This window comes from Agromyces sp. GXS1127 (assembly GCF_050565425.1).
In the GTDB taxonomy this organism is placed as follows: Bacteria; Actinomycetota; Actinomycetes; order Actinomycetales; family Microbacteriaceae; genus Agromyces.
The window spans coordinates 101,257-121,389 of record NZ_JBOCIG010000002.1 but is presented as its reverse complement, the minus strand read 5'-3'; the positions used below and the strand labels follow the sequence as shown (position 1 = coordinate 121,389).

18 protein-coding genes are annotated in these 20,133 nt (G+C 73.9%); 10 read left to right on the top strand and 8 right to left on the bottom strand.

Annotated elements, in window-relative coordinates; all coding sequences use genetic code 11:
* Positions 1 to 13 precede the first annotated feature (13 nt).
* Genes ACQ393_RS03580 through ACQ393_RS03560 form a run of 5 tightly spaced genes read left to right on the top strand, consistent with a single transcriptional unit; the run spans position 14 to position 4,747 of the window.
* A complete protein-coding gene (locus ACQ393_RS03580) occupies positions 14 to 1,165 on the top strand; it encodes an NAD(P)/FAD-dependent oxidoreductase (protein ID WP_430645455.1) in 1,152 nt (383 codons plus the stop codon).
* A complete protein-coding gene (locus ACQ393_RS03575) occupies positions 1,162 to 1,404 on the top strand; it encodes a (2Fe-2S)-binding protein (RefSeq protein ID WP_430645454.1) in 243 nt (80 codons plus the stop codon). Before ACQ393_RS03580 ends, ACQ393_RS03575 begins: the two co-directional genes overlap by 4 nt.
* Positions 1,401 to 2,786, top strand: a complete 1,386-nt coding sequence (locus tag ACQ393_RS03570) for an FAD-dependent oxidoreductase (RefSeq protein ID WP_430645453.1) — start codon at positions 1,401 to 1,403, stop codon at positions 2,784 to 2,786. The genes ACQ393_RS03575 and ACQ393_RS03570 overlap by 4 nt, the downstream gene beginning before the upstream one ends.
* Positions 2,787 to 2,831: 45 nt before the next feature.
* Positions 2,832 to 3,746 (top strand): dihydrodipicolinate synthase family protein, encoded by a 915-nt coding sequence (locus ACQ393_RS03565; RefSeq protein WP_430645452.1) that lies wholly within the window; start codon positions 2,832 to 2,834, stop codon positions 3,744 to 3,746.
* Positions 3,746 to 4,747, top strand: coding sequence for a proline racemase family protein (locus tag ACQ393_RS03560; RefSeq protein ID WP_430645451.1), 1,002 nt, complete (start codon positions 3,746 to 3,748; stop codon positions 4,745 to 4,747). Before ACQ393_RS03565 ends, ACQ393_RS03560 begins: the two co-directional genes overlap by 1 nt.
* A 57-nt stretch (positions 4,748 to 4,804) precedes the next feature.
* Here the strand turns inward: ACQ393_RS03560 and ACQ393_RS03555 are convergent, their stop codons facing one another.
* Positions 4,805 to 5,791 carry a proline racemase family protein gene (locus ACQ393_RS03555; RefSeq protein ID WP_430645450.1) on the bottom strand — a complete coding sequence of 329 codons (987 nt, stop codon included), beginning with the start codon at positions 5,789 to 5,791 and terminating at the stop codon, positions 4,805 to 4,807.
* Positions 5,788 to 6,726 (bottom strand): ornithine cyclodeaminase family protein, encoded by a 939-nt coding sequence (locus ACQ393_RS03550; RefSeq protein WP_430645449.1) that lies wholly within the window; start codon positions 6,724 to 6,726, stop codon positions 5,788 to 5,790. The genes ACQ393_RS03555 and ACQ393_RS03550 overlap by 4 nt, the downstream gene beginning before the upstream one ends.
* Positions 6,727 to 6,986: 260 nt before the next feature.
* On the opposite strand from ACQ393_RS03550, the gene rpsP reads away from it, so the two are divergent.
* The 5 genes from rpsP (at position 6,987) to ACQ393_RS03525 (ending at position 9,910) form a co-directional block, all read left to right on the top strand.
* Entirely contained in the window at positions 6,987 to 7,400 is a 414-nt protein-coding gene (rpsP, locus tag ACQ393_RS03545) for a 30S ribosomal protein S16 (RefSeq protein WP_430645448.1), read from the top strand.
* A gap of 3 nt (positions 7,401 to 7,403) precedes the next feature.
* The gene (locus ACQ393_RS03540) at positions 7,404 to 7,640 is read left to right on the top strand and encodes an RNA-binding protein (protein ID WP_129235695.1); all 237 of its coding nucleotides are present in this window, start codon (positions 7,404 to 7,406) and stop codon (positions 7,638 to 7,640) included.
* 1 nt (position 7,641) lies between these two features.
* A complete protein-coding gene (gene rimM / locus ACQ393_RS03535) occupies positions 7,642 to 8,289 on the top strand; it encodes a ribosome maturation factor RimM (RefSeq protein ID WP_430645447.1) in 648 nt (215 codons plus the stop codon).
* A gap of 9 nt (positions 8,290 to 8,298) precedes the next feature.
* Entirely contained in the window at positions 8,299 to 9,015 is a 717-nt protein-coding gene (trmD, locus tag ACQ393_RS03530; RefSeq protein ID WP_430645446.1) for a tRNA (guanosine(37)-N1)-methyltransferase TrmD, read from the top strand.
* Between the two features lie 160 nt (positions 9,016 to 9,175).
* Entirely contained in the window at positions 9,176 to 9,910 is a 735-nt protein-coding gene (locus ACQ393_RS03525; protein WP_430645445.1) for a sirohydrochlorin chelatase, read from the top strand.
* A gap of 130 nt (positions 9,911 to 10,040) precedes the next feature.
* Here ACQ393_RS03525 and ACQ393_RS03520 read toward each other — a convergent pair whose 3' ends face one another.
* The 6 genes from ACQ393_RS03520 to nirB form a co-directional block, all read right to left on the bottom strand.
* Positions 10,041 to 11,648 (bottom strand): NAD(P)/FAD-dependent oxidoreductase, encoded by a 1,608-nt coding sequence (locus ACQ393_RS03520; protein ID WP_430645444.1) that lies wholly within the window; start codon positions 11,646 to 11,648, stop codon positions 10,041 to 10,043.
* Positions 11,645 to 13,792 (bottom strand): molybdopterin oxidoreductase family protein, encoded by a 2,148-nt coding sequence (locus tag ACQ393_RS03515; RefSeq protein ID WP_430645443.1) that lies wholly within the window; start codon positions 13,790 to 13,792, stop codon positions 11,645 to 11,647. The genes ACQ393_RS03520 and ACQ393_RS03515 overlap by 4 nt, the downstream gene beginning before the upstream one ends.
* Positions 13,793 to 13,874: 82 nt before the next feature.
* Complete coding sequence (locus ACQ393_RS03510) at positions 13,875 to 15,326, bottom strand: MFS transporter (RefSeq protein ID WP_430645442.1); 1,452 nt, start codon at positions 15,324 to 15,326, stop codon at positions 13,875 to 13,877.
* Between the two features lie 139 nt (positions 15,327 to 15,465).
* Positions 15,466 to 16,596, bottom strand: a complete 1,131-nt coding sequence (locus ACQ393_RS03505) for a uroporphyrinogen-III synthase (RefSeq protein ID WP_430645441.1) — start codon at positions 16,594 to 16,596, stop codon at positions 15,466 to 15,468.
* The gene (gene cobA, locus ACQ393_RS03500) at positions 16,593 to 17,369 is read right to left on the bottom strand and encodes a uroporphyrinogen-III C-methyltransferase (protein ID WP_430645440.1); all 777 of its coding nucleotides are present in this window, start codon (positions 17,367 to 17,369) and stop codon (positions 16,593 to 16,595) included. Before cobA ends, ACQ393_RS03505 begins: the two co-directional genes overlap by 4 nt.
* Positions 17,366 to 19,993: a nitrite reductase large subunit NirB gene (nirB, locus tag ACQ393_RS03495; RefSeq protein WP_430645439.1), complete on the bottom strand. Its 2,628-nt coding sequence runs from the start codon at positions 19,991 to 19,993 to the stop codon at positions 17,366 to 17,368. The genes cobA and nirB overlap by 4 nt, the downstream gene beginning before the upstream one ends.
* Positions 19,994 to 20,133 lie beyond the last annotated feature (140 nt).

Sequence of the window (20,133 nt, the reverse complement as noted above, 5' to 3'; positions counted from 1 at the left end):
CAGCGTGCGGGTGGTGGTCATCGGAGCGGGGATCGTGGGCGCCGCGTGCGCGCTCGCCCTCGTCGAGCGGGGCGCCGAGGCGGTCGTCGTCGATCGGGTCGGCGTCGCCGGTGAGACGTCGAGCCGCTGCGAGGGCAACCTCCTCGTGAGCGACAAGGCGCCCGGCCCCGAGGCCGACCTCGCGATGGCGTCCAATGCGAGATGGCGCGACCTGGCCGCTCGACTCGACGCCGACCGGCGCGACGGGCAGCCCGCGACCGAGTTCGAGGCGAAGGGCGGGATCGTCGTCGCCTTCGGAGGTGGCGAGGCCGCGCTCGACCGATTCGCCGGCGCGCAGCGGGCCACGGGCATCCGGGCCGAGTCGATGGATGCCGCTGCACTCGCGATCGCCGAACCGTTCCTGTCCCGCGAGGTCGCCCACGCGATCCACTATCCCGATGATGCGCAGGTGCAGCCGTCGAACGCGACGCAGGCGCTGCTCGCGACGGCGATCCGCCATGGTGCGCGACTGGTCGTCGCCGAGGTCACGGGCGCGGTCGGCCGACCGGGCGGGCGCATCGGCGGTGTGTGCACGACCGCGGGCGCGATCGAGGCCGACATCGTGGTGAACTGCGCCGGTCCGTGGTCGGGCGAGGTCGCTGCGCGGCTCGGTGCCCGCCTCGACATCCGTCCGCGGCGCGGCGTGATCCTCGTCACCGCTCCGATGCCGCAGCGCGTGTTCCACAAGGTGTACGACAGCGACTACGTCGGCGCGGTGGGCTCGGGCGACGCCGCCCTGCAGACCTCGACGGTCGTCGAGTCGACGCCCGGGGGGACCGTGCTCATCGGGTCGAGCCGCGAGCGCGTCGGATTCGACGAGCGGCCCGGCGTCGCACCCGCGGCGGCGATCGCGGCCAAGGCCGTCCGCCTGTTCCCCTTCCTCGAGCACACCCTCCTCCTCCGCAGCTATGTCGGGTTCCGTCCCTACGCGCCCGACCACCTGCCCGTGATCGGGCCCGATCCGGAGGTCGCGGGGCTCGCGCACGCGACCGGCCACGAGGGCGCGGGCATCGGCCTCGCGCCGGCGACCGCGGAACTCGTCGCGCACGCCGTGCTCGGCGCACCGACCGACCTCGATCCGACCCCGTTCCTCCCCGGCAGGGCGGGCCTCAGGGAGACCGCATGATCCGCATCACCGTCGACGGCGACACCGTCGAGGGCCGGCACGGCCAGACCATCGCGGGCGTGCTCATCGGCGCCGGCCGGATCGCCTGGCGCACGGCGCAGACCGGCGGCCGCGGCGTGTTCTGCGGCATCGGGGTCTGCCACGACTGCCTCGTCACGGTCAACGGCGTCGAGGGGGTCCGCGCCTGCCGGCGCGAGGCCGCCGACGGCGACCGGGTCGAGCGCGAGCTGCGCCCGTGACGCACGTCGCGATCCTCGGCGGCGGTCCGGCGGGACTCGCGGCCGCGCAGGGCGCCCTCGCGGCGGGTGCCCGAGTGAGTCTGCTCGACGAGGGCGACCGGCTCGGCGGCCAGTTCTGGCGGCACCACGAGCGGCTCACCGACCGCCGCCTCCAGCACGGATGGCACCGGTTCGAGCGACTGCGTCGGGCGCTCGCCGACGGCGACGCCGAGGTGCACGTCCGGGCGAGCGCGTGGTCGGCCGAGGCATCCGCCGACGGGGTTCACCTGCGCGTCGTGGTCGGTGAGGCGGACGGCGACGGGCGGACCCCGATCGACGTGCACGCGGACGCGGTCGTCCTCGCCACCGGCGCGCACGACCTCGCACTGCCGGTCCCCGGCTGGACGCTGCCGGGCGTCACGACCGCCGGCGCCGCGCAGGCGCTCGCCAAGCGCGACGGGGTCGCAGTCGGGCGGCGGACGGTCGTGAGCGGCGCCGGGCCGTTCCTGCTCCCGGTCGCGCACTCGCTCGCGCTCGTCGGATCGCGCGTGGTCGGCGTGCACGAGGCATCCCGGACGCCCGCGCTCGCGCGAGGCTGGCTGCCCCGGCCGTGGGAGCTCGCGGGCAAGGCGGGGGAGTTCGCCGGGTACCTCGGCGCGCTCGCCCGCCACCGGATCCCGTACCGGACCGGGAGCGCCGTCGTGCGCGTGCTGGGCGAGGAGCGCGTGGAGGGCGTCGTGATCGCCGGGCTCGACGCCGAGTGGCGCCCGATCCCGGGAACCGAGCACGAGGTCGCATGCGACGCCGTCGCCCTCGGTCACGGCTTCACGCCCCGGCTCGAGGCCGCGCTCGCGCTCGGATGCGCGATCGACCGAGATCATGGCGGGCGGTTCGTCGCGGTGGACGACGCGCAGCGCACGAGCGTCGCCGGCGTGTTCGCCGCGGGCGAGATCACGGGTATCGGCGGCGCCGACGCCGCGCTCGCCGAGGGCGCCGTCGCGGGCTTCGCGGCCGCGGGCGGCGCGCTCGACGACCCGCGGCTCGGCGGACCGCTGGCCGCGAGGCGGCGCATGCGGGCGTTCGCACTGCGCCTGGACCGGGCGCACGGCATCCGGCCCGGGTGGACGGCGTGGCTCGACGACGCCACGATCGTGTGCCGCTGCGAGGCCGTCACCCGGCGGGCGATCGTGGAGCGGGCCGACGTGCCGTCTCGGGCGATGCGGCTCGCGACGCGCGCCGGGCTAGGCCCCTGCCAGGGGCGCACGTGCGGTCGGGCCGTCGAGGCGATCGTCGCCGAGGCGGGCGGGCCCGCGGCATCCGCCGGGTTCGACCGCCGGCCGGTGCTCGCGCCGGTGCGGATCGGCGAGCTGGCGACGCTTGCCGACGCTGAGCGGTATTCCTAATATGTGACATATTACTCGCACCGAACCCCAGAGGATGGACGACGCATGACCGGCACCATGGACCTCGGCGGCGTGATCGTCGCGACGACGCTCGCCTTCCGCGAGGACGAGTCGGCGCCCGCCGGGCTCGCCGTCGACTACGACCGGTTCGCCGAGCACGTCGACTTCCTGATGCGCAACGGATGCCGCGGCGTCGGGCCGAACGGATCGCTCGGCGAGTACTCGTCGCTCACCGACGAGGAGCGGCGGCGGGTCATCCAGGTCGCCGTCGAAGCCGTCGACGGCCGCGGGATCGTCGTCGCCGGCGCCCACGGCGTGGGCAGCCACCAGGCGCGGAAGTGGGCCGAGCTCGCCCGCGAGGACGGCGCCGACGGCGTGCTGCTGCTGCCGCCGACGCTCTACCGCGCGAACGAGGGCGAGGTGATCGCGCACTACGAGGAGGTCGCGAAGGCGGGCCTGCCGATCATGGCCTACAACAACCCCTTCGACACCAAGGTCGACCTCGTGCCCTCGCTCGTCGCGAAGCTCGCCGAGATCCCCGAGGTCGTCGCGATCAAGGAGTTCTCGGGCGACGTCCGGCGCGTGTACGAGATCCGGGAGCGCTGCGACATCGACGTCATCGCGGGCGCCGACGACGTGCTGTTCGAGCTCATGGTCAACGGTGCGGTCGGATGGTTCGCGGGCTACCCGAACGCCTTCCCGAAGGAGTCGGTGGAGCTCTACGAGCTGTGCGCACGAGGCGACTGGCATGAGGCGAAGGCGCTGTACGAGCAGCTCGTCGCCGTGTTCCGCTGGGATTCGCGCACCGAGTTCGTGCAGGCGATCAAGCTCTCCATGGACCTCTGCGGCAACTCCTACGGCGGACCGACGAGACCGCCGCGCGGGCCGCTCTCCGCGGAGCAGCACGCGCAGGTCACCGCCGACACCGAGCGCGCGCTCGCCGCCCTGGCGGCCCGCTGATGCGGGCGCGCCGGGTGATCACGGCGGTCGACTCCCACACCGAGGGCATGCCGACCCGCGTCGTCACGGGCGGGGTCGGCCGGATCCCCGGGGCGACCATGAACGACCGGCGCCTGCACGCCATCGAGCACCTCGACGGGCTCCGCCGCTTCCTCATGAACGAGCCGCGCGGGCACGCTGCGATGTCGGGCGCGCTGCTGCAGCCGCCCGCACGCGACGACGCGGACTGGGGCGTCGTCTTCATCGAGGCGAGCGGGTTCCTGCCCATGTGCGGGCACGGCACGATCGGCGTCGCGACGGTCCTCGTCGAGACGGGCATGGTCGAGGTGACCGAGCCCGTGACCGAGATCCGGCTCGACGTGCCGGCCGGGCTCGTGGTCGCCCGCGTCGAGGTCGAGGGCGGGCGCGCGAAGCGCGTCACGCTCGAGAACGTGCCGAGCTTCGTCGAGCGGCTGGATGCCACGATCGAGGTGCCCGGCCACGGGACCGTGCCGTACTCGATCGCGTTCGGCGGCAATTTCTACGCGCTCGTCGAGCTCGACGCGCTCGGCCTGCCGTTCGATCGAGCTCGCCAGGACGAGATCCTCGCCGCCGGACTCGCGATCATGGACGCGATCAACACGCAGGCGCCGCCGCGCCACCCCGAACTCGAGGGTGCGGACCACGTGCACCACGTCGAGTTCATCGCGCCGGGCTCCGACGCCGTGCGGTCGCGGCACGCGATGGCGATCCATCCGGGCTGGTTCGACCGGTCGCCGTGCGGCACGGGGACCTGCGCCCGCATGGCGGAGCTGCACGCGCGCGGCGAACTCGACCTCGGGGCCGACTTCGTGAACGAGTCGTTCATCGGCAGCGAGTTCACGGGGCGGCTCCTGCGCGTGACCGCCGTCGGCGGCGTGCCGGCGGTCGTGCCGACCATCAGCGGGCGCGCCTGGGTGACGGGGTTCGGCCAGTACGTGCTCGATCCCGACGACCCGTTCCCCGAGGGATTCGTCTTCTGATCCGTGCCCGGCGTGGGCGGATGGCGCGGCCGGCCGGGCTGCCGAGGACGACCTCGGTCAGCGCAGGCTGAACCCCTCGGCCAGCGGATCGTCGGGGTCGAGCTCGAACTCGCACGCGCCGACGCGGTACGCCTCACCGGTGATCTCCGGGACGACGCCGTCGGCGGTGCGCTCCGCGACGCGAGCGCGGAACCGCGTGCCGATGATCGAGTCGTGGGTGAGCACCTCGTCGTCGGCGAGCTCGCCCGAGTGCGCGAGCAGCGCGACCCGTGCCGCGGTGCCCGAGCCGCACGGGCTCCGATCGACCTCGCCGTCGGCGAAGACGGTCACGTTCCGCTGCCAGGGGCCCGCATCGGTGCGCCCGAGGTCGTCGACGAGGATGGTCCCGTAGACGCCGGACAGCCGGTCGTCGGCGAGCTGCGCCTCGGGGTGGTCGTTCAGCGCCCACTTGATCTCGCGACCGAGGCGGATGAGATCGGTCGTGTGCGCCGACGTCACCTCGAGCCCGAGCGCGGCAGCGGGCAGCGTCGCGTACACCGCGCCGCCGAAGACGAGGTCGACCTCGACGCTGCCCCGACTGGTCTCGAGCGGAAGCCCGGTCGCGAGTATGCGCGACGGGACGTTCCGGAAGACGACCCCGGTGGTGCGCCCGGCGCTCCGCTGCACGCGCGCCTGCACGCGACCGCTCGGCACGTCGATCGTCACGACCGCCTCCCCGTCGTCGGGCGCGGCCACGCGCCCCGTGCGCACCGCCCACGCGCCGAGCGCCATGGTGCCGTGCCCGCACGCGGTCGAGAAGCCGTCCTTGTGCCAGAACAGCACGCCGAAGTCTGCGGCGTCGTCGTCGGGCGGCGTGACGAAGCCGCCGTACATGTCGTCGTGCCCGCGCGGCTCGAGGCAGAGGAACCGGCGCAGCGCGTCGGCGCGCCCCGTCATCGCCTCGACGCGACGCTCGGCGACGGTCGCGCCCTCGGTCGGCGCGTCGAGCACGATCCGGAACGGCTCGCCCGCCGTGTGCCAGTCCTCGGTCCGCCAGCGAGTCATCCGAATGCTCCTTCCGTGAGGGCGAGGGGGGCCACCGCCAGGTCCTGCCAGCCCATGCCGCAGGTCTTCACGACGACGGGGCGACCGGATGGCGCGGGGGAGCCGTCGAACAGCTTCGACATCGGGATCAGCTCATCGGCCGAAAGGTGGCCCACGCCGATCGCGAGGATCACGTCGCCCGCTTCGCGGAGCGCGACGCGCGTCGACTCGACGATCACGTGCGCGCGGCCGAGGAGGTCGCCCGGCAGCTCGCGGGCGGCGGGCTCGTGCGAACCGACCGCGACGACGGCGGCGTGATCGGGCACGAGCGCACCGTCGAAGAGCGGTTCGCGCGCGGTCGTCGCGCAGACGACGACGTCGGCGTCGGCGAGATCCGCTGCGCTGCCCACAGCGACATCGAGCCCGGGCCGGGCGACGCTCGCGACCGCACGTCGGGCCCGCTCCGGATCGCGGCCGACGAACCGGACCCGATCGATCGGGCGGATGGCGCGCACCGCCTCCACGTGACGCACGCCCTGCGGGCCCGTGCCGAACACGACGAGCGATGCGGCGCCGGCTGCGGCGACGACGTCGAGCGCGGCCGCCGAGACGGCGGGGGTACGGAGGCTCGTGAGCTCGGTGCCGTCGAGCACCGCGACCGGAGTGAGCGTCTTGGCGTCGACGAGGACGTAGATCGCCTGGATCCGCTCGAGTCCGCGCGCGGGGTTCGCCGGAGCGACGGTCGCGAGCTTCTGCCCGATCCATCCGCCGAGCTCGGACGGCATGAGGAGGAGCTGTCCGCGGCTCACGTCGACGACGCCGCGCGGCGGATCCGCGTCGGGGTCGTGGCCGGACCGGAGCACCCGCTGCACGGCCTCGATCGCGGCGCGGATCGGGACGCGGGACCGGATCGTCGGCCCGTCGACGAGCTGGAGGGAATCGAGGATGCCGGCCATGTCGCCATGCTACGGTCGAGCCCTCCGGCCCCGGCGTCCCGCGCTCGGTTGCGGCGTGCCGTGCCGGCCGGATCGGCGAAGCGCGCCGCACGACCGCGAGGATTCTCGTTTCGGCGCGGAATCTGCAAGAATGGTCAGTCGAGTTCTGTACCGCCCGACCCTCTATCCGGCGCGCAGAGCACCCATTGAGCTTCCGCCGAGTGTGCACCCCACGCTCACGGCTGTCAGTTCGCCTACCTCACAACACATCCAGGAGAATCGTGGCTGTCAAGATCCGCCTCAAGCGGCTCGGCAAGATCCGTGCCCCGTACTACCGCATCGTCGTCGCCGACTCGCGCACCAAGCGCGACGGTCGCGTGATCGAGGAGATCGGCAAGTACCACCCGACCGAGAACCCCTCGTTCATCGAGGTGAACTCGGACCGCGCGCAGTACTGGCTCGGCGTCGGCGCGCAGCCGACCGAGCAGGTCCTCGCCATCCTCAAGCTGACCGGCGACTGGGGCACGTTCAAGGGCGACAAGAACGCCAAGAACACCGTCCAGACCGCTGCGCCGAAGGCCGAGTACGAGGTCGACGCGACCAAGAAGTCGGTCGTGAAGCCCAAGGCCGAGAAGCCGGCCAAGGCCGAGGAGCCCGCCGAGGCCGCCGACGAGACCGCGTCGGACGAGGCGTAGGCCTTGCTCACCTCCGCGCTCGAGCACCTCGTCAAGGGGATCGTCGATCACCCCGACGAGGTGAAGGTCGTCTCCGCGTCGAGCGCACGCGGCGAGGTCCTCGAGGTGCACGTGCACCCCGAGGACCTCGGCCGCGTCATCGGGCGGGCCGGTCGCACGGCGAAGGCGCTGCGCACGATCGTCGCCGCCCTCGCCGACGGCCGCCGGGTCCGGGTCGACGTCGTCGACACCGACGACTGACGTGGCCGCGGCGACCCGCCCCCAGCAGCTCCGCGTCGGCCGGCTGACGAAGGCGCACGGGCTGAAGGGCGCCCTGAAGCTCGAGCTGTACACCGACGACCCCGAGCGGCGCTTCGTGCCCGGCGCGGAGTTCTCGCTGCAGGTGCCAGCCGATTCGCCCTGGCACGGCCGCACACTGGTCTTCCGCGAGCTCCGCTGGTACAACGGCCAGCCTGTCGGTTTCTTCGAGGGCATCGACGACCGGACCGCCGCCGAGGGGCTCGTGAAGGCGATCCTCTGGGTCGACCAGCCCGTCGACGAGGAACCCGAGCCCGACGCCTGGTACGACCACCAGCTCATCGGCCTCGCGGTCCTCCGCGACGGCGAGCGCATCGGCGAGGTCGCGCACGTCGACCACCTCCCCGCGCAGGACCTCCTCGTCGTCACGACGAAGCGCGGCGATGTCATGGTGCCCTTCGTCGCGGCGTTCGTGCCCGAGGTCGACGTCGAGGCCGGCACGCTCACCGTCACGCCGCCGCCGGGACTGTTCGAGGAACTGCCGGAGGAGCCGGAGGTCCCCGCCGAGCGCGGCGAGGCCGAGGCATCCGCCGCCGATGCGGCCGCCGGCGATGACCCCGCCGCCGCATCCGACGAGACCCCCGCCGGATAGGCCCCGACGATGCGCATCGACATCGTCACGATCTTCCCGTCGTTCTTCGACGTGCTCGACCTGTCGCTGCTCGGCAAGGCGCGGCAGACGGGCCTCATCGAGGTCGCGACCCACGACCTCCGCGACTTCACCCACGACCGGCACCGCACCGTCGACGACACGCCCTACGGCGGCGGCGCCGGCATGGTCATGAAGCCCGAGCCGTGGGGCGAGGCGCTCGACTCGATCGTCGGCGAGGGCGAGTCCGATGCGCTGCTCGTCGTGCCGTCGCCGGCGGGGGAGCCGTTCACGCAGGCGACCGCCCGTGAGCTCGCGACCGAGCAGCACCTGGTCTTCGCGTGCGGTCGCTACGAGGGGATCGACCAGCGCGTCGTCGACCACTACGCGACGCGCATGCGGGTCCGACTGACCAGCCTCGGCGACTACGTGCTGAACGGCGGCGAGGTCGCGGTCATGGCGATGATCGAAGCCGCGGGGCGCCTCGTGCCCGGCGTGGTCGGCAACCCCGAGAGCCTCGTCGAGGAATCGCACGAGGACGGGCTGCTCGAGTACCCGAGCTACACGAAGCCCGCCGTCTGGCGCGGGCTCGAGGTCCCGCCGGTGCTGCTCTCCGGCCACCACGGCCGGGTCGCCGAGTGGCGGCACGAGCAGCAGGTCGAGCGCACCCGACGCGTGCGGCCGGAGCTGCTCGGCGACGCCGGCGCCGGTGCGCCGGGCGCCGACTGACCGAAGGTCCGCGCGTCGCGCGTGAGGGACTCTTCACGCGCCGGAAACACGCGGGTGTGCTCGGCGAAACACGGTCTGAATACCGTCGGATCGGCGGGTGAGACCGGATTCCGCCGGAAGGTGCGGGCGTGAGATGGGTCGGACGAGCGATGCCGGAGTCGTGTCGGAACCGGTCCGTCGCCCGCCGCTCCGCCTCGTCGCCGTCACCCACGGCACCCCGTCGACCGCCAACCGCGAGGCGGTGATCCGCCTCATCGACGGCGTCGCATCGGCACGACCCGATCTCGACGTGTCGATCACGTTCGTCGACGCGAGCAACGCCGACATCGGCGCCGCGCTCGAGGCCGCCGCGGAGCCCGACGCGGTGATCGTGCCGCTCGTGCTCTCGGCGGGATTCCACGTGCGCACGGGGCTCTCGCTCGGCCTCGACCGCATCGGCGGGTCGGCGCGGCTCGCCGCCGAGCTCGGTCCCGACGAGCGACTCGTCGACGTCCTGGCCGACCGCCTGTCCGCCGTCGGCGTCGACGACGGCGACACCGTGCTCCTGGCCGCGGCGGGCTCCAACGACCCTCGCGCCGTGCGCGAGTGCTTCGAGACCGCGCGCCGGCTCGGCCAGCGCCTCGGACGGTCCGTCACGGTCGGCTTCATCGCCGCCGCCATCCCGCGCCTGCCCGACGCGATCGAGATGATCCGCGAGGTGCACCCCGGCTCGCGGATCGTGGTGGGGCCCTACCTGCTGGCACCCGGCACCTTCTACGACCAGGCCGTGGCGGCCGGCGCCGACGCCATCGCGGACCCGCTGCTCGTCCCGTCGTCGCCGCCGCCGCCCGCACTCGTCGACCTGGTCCTCGACCGCTACGCGGCCGTCGAGCTGGAGCAGCGCGAGCACGCCTGACGGCAACGCGGCCGGGTGCGTCGCGATCGTGATCGTGAGATGCACCCGCCGCCGATCCGGCGACCGGCTGCGCTGCGTGCGCTCGAGGTGCGCTGACGGCGGATGCCGCGCCCCGCGCGCCGTGCTCCCGTCAGGCCGTGAGGCTCGGCGCCCCGTCGGACTCGGCGGCGCGGGCCAGGATCTCGGCGATCCGCCCGCGGCATCCGCCGCACCCGGTGCCGGCCCGGGTGTCGCGCCCGACGCACTCGACCGTGACGTTGCCGCAGGCGTGCGACTCCTCGATGCGCCCGACGGTCACGCCGTTGCACCAGCACACCGTGGTCTCCGGCGCGAACGCGTCGGCGTTCGCCGACGGGTCGTCATCGGGTCCGTCGAAGCGCAGCAGCAGCGAGCGGTCGGCGGGCAGCTCGGCCCGGCGCTCGAACAGCAGCGTCAGTTCGGCCGCGGTCCTCGGCATCCCGACGCTCGCGAACCCGGTGAGGATGCCGCCCTCGGTGACCATCTTCACGTAGCGCAGGTGCTCGGGATCGGCCCACTGGGCGACCCGGCGGCGCGGTGCGAGCGCGTCGTCGTCCCACGGGTCGGCCGAGACGTCGCCGACGGCGACGACGTCGACGTGCTCGGCCTTGAGCATGACGATGGCGTCCGGTTCGGGTGCGAGCACGACCCCGGCATCGCGTCCCTCCGCCTCGGCGGCGAACCGGTCGGCGAGGTGCTCGGCCTGCCGCCAGCCGGGACCGATGAGGCCGGACGGGGCGCCGGGGAGGACGCGGCGGCCGGCGGTCTCCTCGGTGCGCTCGACGACCTGCGCGCAGTCGCCGATCGCGAACACATCCGGATCGGTCCAGCTCCGGAGGTCCGGTCCGACGACGACGCCCACCGCGGTACGGAGCCCGGCGAGCGTCGCGAGCTCGTTCCGCGGGCTCACGCCGCAGGAGAGCACGAGGAGATCACCGCGCACCTGCTTGCCGTCGGCCGTGACGAGCATGTCGAAGCGCCGCGTGCCGTCGTCGTCGGTGCGGAACCCGATCGCCTCGGCGCGGCTGTGCGCGATCACGGTGATCCCCGTGCGACGGAGCGCCGAGCGCAGGACGTGTCCGGCGCCGCGGTCGAGGTTGCGCGGCATCGGGTGCGGGCCGTGGTGCACGACGCACACCTGGGCGCCCGCGTGCGCGGCGGCGAGCGCCAGCTCGAGGCCGAGCACGCCGGCACCGAGCACGACGATCCGCCGCCGGCCGCGGACGGCCGCGAGCACCCGCTCGGCGTCGTCGAGGTCGCGCAGCGCGGTCACCCCCGCGGGCAGCTCGTCGTCGCGTGCGACGAGCGTCGACGGATGGCGCTCCAGGTCGGCGAGGTCGCGGCGCGGGCGCTCGACGCCGTCGAGCGTCGGCACGTTCGCGCGCGAGCCGGTGGCCAGCACGAGCCGGTCGTAGGGGAGCGTCTCGCCCGTCGAGAGGTGCACGAGGTGCGCGCCGCGATCGATCCGCGTCGCCCGGACGCCGAGCAGGACGGACGCGCCCGCGGCCTCGGCGCCCTCGCGGTCGCCCACGAGCATGGCGTCGAACTCGGCGTTGCCGACCGCGTACTCGGCGACGAGCACCCGGTTGTAGGCCTCGACGGGCTCGCCGGCGACGACCGTCAGGGCGACCGTGCCGGCGCGCACCGACGGCAGCAGCTCCTCCACGAGGCGCGCGCCCACGGGGCCGTAGCCGACGAGGACGATCCGGAGTGGGCTCATGAATCGGCTCCCGCTTCGACGAGGCGCGTGACGCGCACGAGGTTGGCCTTGAACTCGGGCATCGACGAGATCGGGTCGACCGCGTCGGAGGTGAGCAGGTTCGCCGCCTGCTCGTCGCCGTAGTGGAACGGCAGGAAGACCGCGTCGGTGCGGATGTCGGTGGTCAATCGTGCACGGCAGCGCACGGTGCCGCGCTCGTTCGCGACCTCGACCGGCTCGTCGTCGGCGATGCCGAGCCGCGCGGCCGTCGCGGGGTGGAGCGCGGCCCGGGCGTCGGGCTGCGCGTCGAGCAACTCGGGCACGCGACGGGTCTGCGCGCCGCTCTGGTAGTGCTCGAGCAGCCGCCCGGTCACGAGGGTGAGCTCGTCGGCGGATGGCGCGGGGCGCGCGCCCGTGCGCGGCGCGACGGCGACGAGACGGGCGAGCCCGTCGTCGTGGTGGAACCGGTCCGCGAAGAGGTGCGGGGTGCCCGCGCTGCCGCGCGGGTACGGCCAGTAGGCCTCGGCTCCCTCGTCGAGCATCGGGTAGTCGATGCCCGAGTAGTCGGCGATGCCGCCCTCCGACGCCAGGCGCAGCTCCTCGAACACCGCCTCGGGCCCGGTGTCGAACCGCGCGGTCGAGCCGAGCCGGCGTGCGAGCTCGTGCAGGAGCCAGAGCTCGTCGCGGGCCCCCTCGGGCGGGGTGAGCGCACGGCGACGGCGGATGACGCGACCCTCGAGGTTCGTCATCGTGCCCTCCTCCTCGGCCCACTGCAGGACGGGCAGCACCACGTCGGCGAGCGCCGCGGTCTCCGAGAGGACGAAGTCGCACACCACGAGGAGGTCGAGGCGGTCGATGCCGCGGCGCACGTCGGCGACGTTCGGCGAGGAGACGACGAGGTTCGAGCCGTGCACCAGCAGCGCCCGCACCCCGCCGGGGCGGCCCAGCGAGCCGAGCAGTTCGATCGCCGGCAGGCCGGGGCCCGGGATCTCGGACGGGTCCACGCCCCAGACCCGGGCCACGTGCGCACGGGCGGCGGGATCGGTGATCTTCCGGTAGCCGGGCAGCTGGTCGCATTTCTGGCCGTGCTCCCGACCGCCCTGGCCATTGCCCTGGCCGGTGAGCGTGCCGTAGCCGCTGCCCGGACGCCCGGGAAGCCCGAGCAGCAGCGCGAGGTTGATCGCGGCCGTCGCGGTGTCGGTGCCGTCGACGTGCTGCTCGACGCCCCGACCGGTGAGGATGAAGGTCCGCCCTCCCGCGGCGAGCCGGCGGGCGATCGCCCGGATCGTCGTCGCCGGGACGCCGGTCGCCGATTGGACGCGTTCCGGCCACCAGGCGGCGACGCTCCGCCGGAGCGCGGGGTATCCGCTCGTCCGAGCCGAGACGTAGGCCCCGTCGACGAGCCGCTCCGCGACCACGACGTGCGCGAGGCCGAGCAGCAGCATCAGGTCGGTGCCGGGCGCCGGCTGCACGTGCACGCCCCGTGCGTCGTCGGTGAGGCGGGCGGTGGCCGTGCGTCGGGGGTCGACGACGACGAGGCCGCCGGCCGCCTGCGCCCCGGCGAGGTGGCCGATGAAGGGGGGCATCGTCTCGGCGACGTTCGTGCCGAGCAGCAGGATCGTCTCGGCGTCGTCGAGGTCGGCGAGCGGGAACGGCAGTCCCCGGTCGATGCCGAACGCGCGGTTGCCGGCGGCGGCGGCCGACGACATGCAGTACCGGCCGTTGTAGTCGATGCGGCTCGTGCCGAGGGCGAGCCGGGCGAACTTGCCGAGCAGGTACGCCTTCTCGTTCGTGAGTCCGCCGCCGCCGAAGACTCCGACGGCGTCGGCGCCGTGAGCCGAGCGGATGCCGCGGAGCCGGTCGGCCACGAGGTCGAGGGCGATGTCCCACGTCGACTCGCGGAGCACGCCGTCCGCGCCGCGCACGAGCGGGGCGGTCAGCCGTGACGGTGCGGCGAGCAGCTCCGCGGAGGTCCAGCCCTTCTTGCAGAGGCCGCCGCGGTTCGTCGGGAAGTCGCGCCCCGAGACCGTGACGGGTGGCGCGGCCGGCACGGTGGCGGCAGTCGCGGGTGCGCCCGCCGCGGAGGGCGAGCCCGCGGCATCCGTCGCCGTCAGCGACATCGCGCACTGCAGCGCGCAGTAGGGGCAGTGGGTGTCGGTTCCCATGTCGTCCTCCTGACGTGCGGCGGTGTCGTGTGCGCTGGGGAGCGGGAGGGGCCGGGCGGTGAGGGCGCCCGGCCCGCTCCGGTCAGATCCGGTGCCCGGATCGCCTGGCGAGCGTCAGGTACACGCCCGCCGTGATGACGAGCATCACCGCGTACGCCCACACGAACCAGCTGAGGCCGGTCGTGTAGTCGCCGTACGTGGTCTTCGAGAGGCCGAGCAGCTGCGGGATCACGAAGCCGCCGTATGCACCGACCGACGAGATGATGCCCAGGGCCGCCGCGGCCTTCCGCTGCGAGCTCACGTCGCCGGCCGATTCGTGGGCGTTCCGCGCACCCGCTCGGAGGGCGAAGACCGTCGGGATCATCCGGTAGGTCGAACCGTTGCCGATGCCCGACGCGGTGAAGAGCACGAGGAAGAGGCCGAGGAACAGCCAGAAGTTGCCGAGGGGGAGCGTCCGGACCACGGCCAGCGCCCCGACCGCCATCACGGCGAACGCCGCGATCGTGATCTGCGTGCCGCCGAAGCGGTCGGCGAGGCGGCCGCCGTACGGACGGGCGAGGGAGCCGACGAGCGCGCCCAGGAAGGCCAGCGTCAGCGTCGCCGATCCCACGGCGAACGTCGAGAAGTCGGGGAACAGGTCGGCGATGAGCTTCGGGAAGACGCCCGCGAACCCGATGAAGGAGCCGAACGTGCCGATGTAGAGCACCGCGAGGATCCACAGGTGCGGCTCCTTCAGCGCGGCGAGGGAGGCTGCGACGTCCGCCCTCGCGTTCGAGAGGTTGTCCATGCGGAGCGCCGCACCGACCATCGCGATGAGGATGAAGGGCACCCAGATCCAGCCCGCGAGCGGGAGGTTCAGCGTGACGGCCGCGCCGATCGTGATCGCGATCGGCACGACGAACTGCGCGACCGATGCGCCGAGGTTGCCGCCGGCGGCGTTCAGGCCGAGCGCCCAGCCCTTCTCCCGCTGCGGGAAGAAGTAGGTGATGTTCGCCATCGAGCTGGCGAAGTTGCCGCCGCCGAAGCCGGCGAGCGCGGCGACCGCGAGCACGACGCCGAACGGGGTCTCGGGATTCGAGACCGCGATCGCGAGGCCGATCGCCGGGATGAGCAGGAGCGCCGCCGAGACGATGGTCCAGTTCCGGCCGCCGAAGCGGGGGACCATGAACGTGTAGGGGATCCGGAGCGTCGCGCCGACGAGCGCGGGGATCGAGATGAGCCAGAAGATCTGGCCCGTGTCGAAGGCGAAGCCGGCCGCGGGCAGCGCCACCACGACGATCGACCAGAGCTGCCAGACGACGAAGCCGAGGAACTCGGCGAAGATCGACCAGCGCAGGTTGCGGGCGGCGATGCGGCGGCCCTCGCGCTCCCACTGGACGGGGTTCTCGGGGTCCCAGCCGTCGATCCACCGGCCCGGGCGGACGGTGAGCGCGCCAATCGCGACGGGGGGAGCGGTCGGGGCGGCGGACGCGGCGCCCGCCGGTGCGGTGGTGTGGGGAGCCGCGGGCGGCGGAGCGGAGAGGGTCTCGGTCATCGGTGCCTCCGGGTGGTGTCGGTCACGGGTCGAGCTCGTGAGGCGACGCTATTCGCGGCGTGTTTCCCCGACCGGCGCCCGCGGTGAACTTCGTGTTCCCACCTGCTCACCTCCCCGGCCGACCGATGTGAGGTCATGGTCAGACGTCGATCCGGTAGCCGCGCTTGACCACGGTGGAGATGAGGCCGGGCACCTTCAGCGTCTGCCGGAGGCGGCTCAGCGCGACCTCGAGCGCGTGCTCGTCGGCCGTGCCGGGCATGGCCGCGGCGAGGCGGTCGCGGGCGACGACGTTGCCTCGCGCCTGCACGAGCGGCCGGAGGATCGAGAGCGCGACGGGCGGCAGCGCCACGCGGCGCCCGCGCACCTCGACGACCGAGCCGCGGAGCGCGAGGGTGCCGTGCTGGGTCTCGAGGCGGATGACGCGTGCGGTCTCGAGGTGCTCGCAGACCTGGCGGATCATCGCGCCCATCCGGTACCGGTCGGGTTGCAGGGGGTGGACGCCCGCGGCCACGAGCGGCGCGGACGTCACCGGGCCGACCGTCGCGGCGACGACCGGTCCGCGCATCGCGTCGACGAGGTCGTCGTACCGACCGCGCGCCTCGGCGGCCATGAGCAGGGCGTGCACGGCGGGCGCGCTCGTGAACGTGATGCAGTCGAGGCCGCCGGTGCAGGCGGCCTCGATGAGGCGGTCCACGCGCTCGTCCGTGAGGTCCGGGTCGATCCAGCGGTACGGCTCGACGGTGAGGACGCGGTCGTGCGCGTCCCGGAGGCGGTCGAGCGCCTCGGGCGGCAGGTAGCCGTGCAGCTGCACCGCGACGGTGAGGCCGGGCGGATGCGTCGCCAGCACCTCGTCGATCAGCGACTCGGTGGTCTCCTCCGCGCTCATCCCGACGTCGTCGAGACCCGCGGCGCGGATGCCCCCCCGCGCCTTCGGCCCGCGGACGAGGATGGCGGTGCGCCCGAGCGCGTACAGGAGGTCGTCGCCGAGCCCCGCGGCATCCGCCACCTCGAACCAGCGGCGCACGCCGTAGGCGGTCGTCGCGAGGAGCACGTCGGGGCGGGCCGCGATGATGGCGCGGGTGTCGGCGATGACGGGCTCGTCGGAGCTCGCGTTCGCCATCCGGATGGTGGGTGCGTGCACGACCTGCGCGCCGCGGCGCACGAACGCGTCGATGAGGTCCGCGGAACGGCGGTCGCTCGTCACGCCGATCCGGAACCCCTCGAGCTGGTCGGGCCGGAACCCGATCGCGGACTCGACCTGGTCGGTCACGTGGCCACCGCCGCGAACCCGGCCGCCCGCTCCATGAGCTCGGCGGCGGTGCGTTCGCCGTCGTGCGCGAGGCGGACGACCTCCCCGACGACGATCACCGCCGGCGAGCTCACGCCCGCAAGTCCGGCCGCCGTCACGATGCTCGCGAGGTCGGCGACGGTCGTGCGCTGGTCGCAGCGGAACCCGCGCTCGATGATCGCGACGGGCATCGCTGCGGACATGCCGTGGCGGGCGAGCCCGGCGACGAGCTGCGGCAGGGTGTTCACGCCCATCAGCACCACGATCGTGCCGCCGAGGCCGGCGAGGTGGCGGAGCTCGTCGTCGCTGAGGGGCGCGTGCCCCGAGACGACGGTGAAGAGGCGGCTGACCCCGCGGTGCGTGAGCGGGATGCCGGCGGCGCCGGGCACCGCGACCGCGCTCGTCACGCCCGGGATGACCTCGACCGCCACGCCGGCCCGGTGGCAGGCGAGCACTTCCTCGCCGCCGCGTCCGAACACGTACGGGTCGCCGCCCTTCAGGCGCACGACGTTCCGGCCGGCGAGCGCGTGCGCGACGAGGAGCGCCTCGATCTCCTCCTGCGGCAGCGCGTGATGGCCGGGCTGCTTGCCCACGTCGACGAGCTCGGCGTCGGGCGCGAGCTCGGCCAGTCGCGCGTGCGGGGCGAGGCGGTCGTAGAGCACGACGTCCGCCGAGCCGAGCGCCCGCACGGCTCCCACGGTGAGCAGCTCCTCCTGCCCGGGGCCGCCGCCGACGAGCGTCACGCGGCCGGTCATGCGTCGGCCCCCCGCACCGGGATCGTCGGGCCGGCGACGAGGACGGCCTCGCCGCGGGCGATCTCGTCGGGTCGGGCCGGCCGGAGCTGGCCGCGCTCCTCGACGCGCGCGAGCGCCGCGACCGACGCCGCCTCGGGGTCGTCGGGGCCGGGGGCGTTCACGAACGGACGGAAGCGGCGCAGCCGCTCGGGATCGGCGAGGGTCGCCGCCCACTCGTCCTCGTACGTGTCGACGTGCGCCGCCATCGCGGCCTCGAGCTCATCGGCGAGCCCCAGCGAGTCGTGCACGACGACGTCGCGGACGTGGTCGAGGCCGCCCTCGAGGTCCTCGATCCACCGGGCCGTCCGCTGCAGCCGGTCGGCGGTGCGGATGTAGTACATCATGTAGCGGTCGATGTAGCGGATGAGGGTCTCGTCGTCGAGGTCGCTCGCGAGCAGCTGCGCGTGCGCGGGCTGGAAGCCGCCGTTGCCGCCGACGTAGAGGTTCCACCCATGGTCGGTGGCGATCACGCCGACGTCCTTGCCGCGGGCCTCGGCGCACTCGCGCGCGCAGCCCGAGACGCCGAACTTCAGCTTGTGCGGCGACCGCAGACCGCGGTAGCGCAGCTCGAGGCGGATCGCCATCGCGACCGAGTCCTGCACCCCGTAGCGGCACCAGGTCGAGCCGACGCAGCTCTTGACGTTCCGCAGGGCCTTGCCGTACGCCTGCCCGGACTCGAAGCCGGCGTCGATGAGCCGCTTCCAGATCTCGGGCAGCTGGTCCAGCCGTGCGCCGAACAGGTCGATCCGCTGGCCGCCCGTGATCTTCGTGTAGAGCCCGAAGTCGGTGGCGACCTGCGCGATCACGGCGAGCTTCTGCGGCGTGATCTCGCCGGCGGGGATGCGCGGCACGACCGAGTACGTGCCGTCCTTCTGCATGTTCGCCATGGCGCGGTCGTTCGTGTCCTGCAGGCCGCCGCGGCCGCCGTCGAGGATGTACGAGCCGTGCTGCGCGGCGAGCACCGAGGCGACGACGGGCTTGCACACGTCGCAGCCGCGCCCGGTGCCGAGCCGGCCGATGATCTCCTCGAAGGAGCCGAGCTCGAGCACCCGCACGGACTCGAAGATCTCCTGCCGCGAGATCGGGAAGTGCTCGCACAGCGCACGCGAGACGGTCTTGCCCGACTTCTTCAGCTCGGCCTCGAGCAGCTTCTTCACGAGCGGCACGCACGACCCGCACTGCGTGCCGGCGCGCGTGCAGGCCTTCAGCGGTCCGAGCTCGGCGCAGCCCTCCCGGTGCTCCCCGTGCGATCCGTTCACCGCATCGCGGATCGTGCCTGCGGCGACGTTGTTGCAGGCGCAGACGAGGGCGGATGCCGGGAGCTCGTCGCCCGAGGGTGCCTCCATGCCCGACGCCGACAGGTACGCGACCGGCTCGCCGGACAGCTCGGTGCCGAGGAGCGGCCGGAGCGAGGCGTACGGCGAGGCGTCGCCCACGAAGACGCCGCCGAGCAGGGTCTTCGCGTCGTCCGTCATGACGAGCTTCTGGTACATGCCGCGTGCCGGGTCGGCGTAGACGATCTCGAGGGCCTGCTCGGTGCGCGCGAGGGCGTCGCCGAAGCTCGCGACGTCGACTCCCGCGAGCTTCAGCTTCGTCGCGTCGTCGATCGTCGTGAACTCGGCCGCACCGCCGAGCAGGCGGTCGGCGACGACCTCGGCCATCGCGTTCGCGGGGGCGACGAGGCCGGTGCAGCGGCCTTCGAAGCTCGCGACCTCGCCGATCGCCCAGACGTGCGGGGCGGATGCCGCGCAGCCCGTGTCGATCGCGACGCCGCCGCGCGGTCCGAGCTCGAGCCCGATCGCCCGAGCCAGCTCGTCGCGTGGCCTGATCCCGATCGCGAACACGACGAGGTCGGCGTCGACGCGGCGGTCGTCGGTGAGCTCCACCCCCACGACGCCGCCGCTGCCGGTGAGCACCTTCGCGGGCCGGACCCCGAGGTGCAGGTCGATGCCCCGGCCGGCGATGATGCGCCCGAGGGCGCGCCCGGCGCCCTCGTCGAGCTGCGCCGACATCAGCCAGGAGCCGGAGTGCACGATCGCGGCGTGCGCGCCGAGCTTCGCGAGGCCGCCCGCGGCCTCGAGGCCGAGGAGCCCGCCGCCGGCGACGACGACGCGCGGGGCGCGGCCGAGGCGCTCGGCGAGGTCGCGCGTCTCGGCGACGAGCGCGTCGACGTCGTCGATCGTGCGGTACACGCGGATGTGCTCGCTGCCGGGGATCGGCGGCACGGGGGCGCTCGAGCCGGTCGCGAGCACGAGCTCGTCGAAGCGGAGTTCGAGGCCGCCCGCCGTCGTCGCGACGCCGGCCGCGGCATCCACGTCGGTCACGCGCTCGCCAGTGACCAGGCGGACCGAGCCCTCCGTCCAGGGTCCCGCAGGCAGCGCGAGGTCGGCGGTGGTGTCGGCCAGCCGGGTGCTGAGGGCCACGCGGTCGTACGGCGCGTGCACCTCGTCGGCGACGACGGTCACGCGGAGCGTGCGGCCGCCGTCGCGGGCGTGCAGGCTCTCCGCGAGGCGGTGCGCGGCGGGGCCGCCGCCGACGACGAGCACGTCGCGCTGGGCGACGGCGTCGGTCTCGGTGTCGTTCATGGCTCCTCCGGTCCTGGGGTTGCCGGCGAGCGTACGGCGACGCGGTTTCACCCCTGTTTCGGATCCGTAACACCAGCGCTCCGAGACCTTGCATGACGCCGTGCGTCGTGTGAGGCGGGTTTCACCCGGGCGAAACACCG

What these genes read in the sequence shown, in the direction of transcription:
- ACQ393_RS03575 (WP_430645454.1), top strand. Translation starts at nt 1,162, where the DNA reads ATGATCCGCATCACCGTCGACGGCGACACCGTCGAGGGCCGGCACGGC.
- ACQ393_RS03565 (WP_430645452.1), top strand. Translation starts at nt 2,832, where the DNA reads ATGACCGGCACCATGGACCTCGGCGGCGTGATCGTCGCGACGACGCTC.
- ACQ393_RS03560 (WP_430645451.1), top strand. Translation starts at nt 3,746, where the DNA reads ATGCGGGCGCGCCGGGTGATCACGGCGGTCGACTCCCACACCGAGGGC.
- ACQ393_RS03555 (WP_430645450.1), bottom strand. Translation starts at nt 5,791, where the DNA reads ATGACTCGCTGGCGGACCGAGGACTGGCACACGGCGGGCGAGCCGTTC.
- ACQ393_RS03550 (WP_430645449.1), bottom strand. Translation starts at nt 6,726, where the DNA reads ATGGCCGGCATCCTCGATTCCCTCCAGCTCGTCGACGGGCCGACGATC.
- trmD (WP_430645446.1), top strand. Translation starts at nt 8,299, where the DNA reads ATGCGCATCGACATCGTCACGATCTTCCCGTCGTTCTTCGACGTGCTC.
- ACQ393_RS03520 (WP_430645444.1), bottom strand. Translation starts at nt 11,648, where the DNA reads ATGAGCCCACTCCGGATCGTCCTCGTCGGCTACGGCCCCGTGGGCGCG.
- ACQ393_RS03515 (WP_430645443.1), bottom strand. Translation starts at nt 13,792, where the DNA reads ATGGGAACCGACACCCACTGCCCCTACTGCGCGCTGCAGTGCGCGATG.
- ACQ393_RS03510 (WP_430645442.1), bottom strand. Translation starts at nt 15,326, where the DNA reads ATGACCGAGACCCTCTCCGCTCCGCCGCCCGCGGCTCCCCACACCACC.
- cobA (WP_430645440.1), bottom strand. Translation starts at nt 17,369, where the DNA reads ATGACCGGCCGCGTGACGCTCGTCGGCGGCGGCCCCGGGCAGGAGGAG.
- nirB (WP_430645439.1), bottom strand. Translation starts at nt 19,993, where the DNA reads ATGAACGACACCGAGACCGACGCCGTCGCCCAGCGCGACGTGCTCGTC.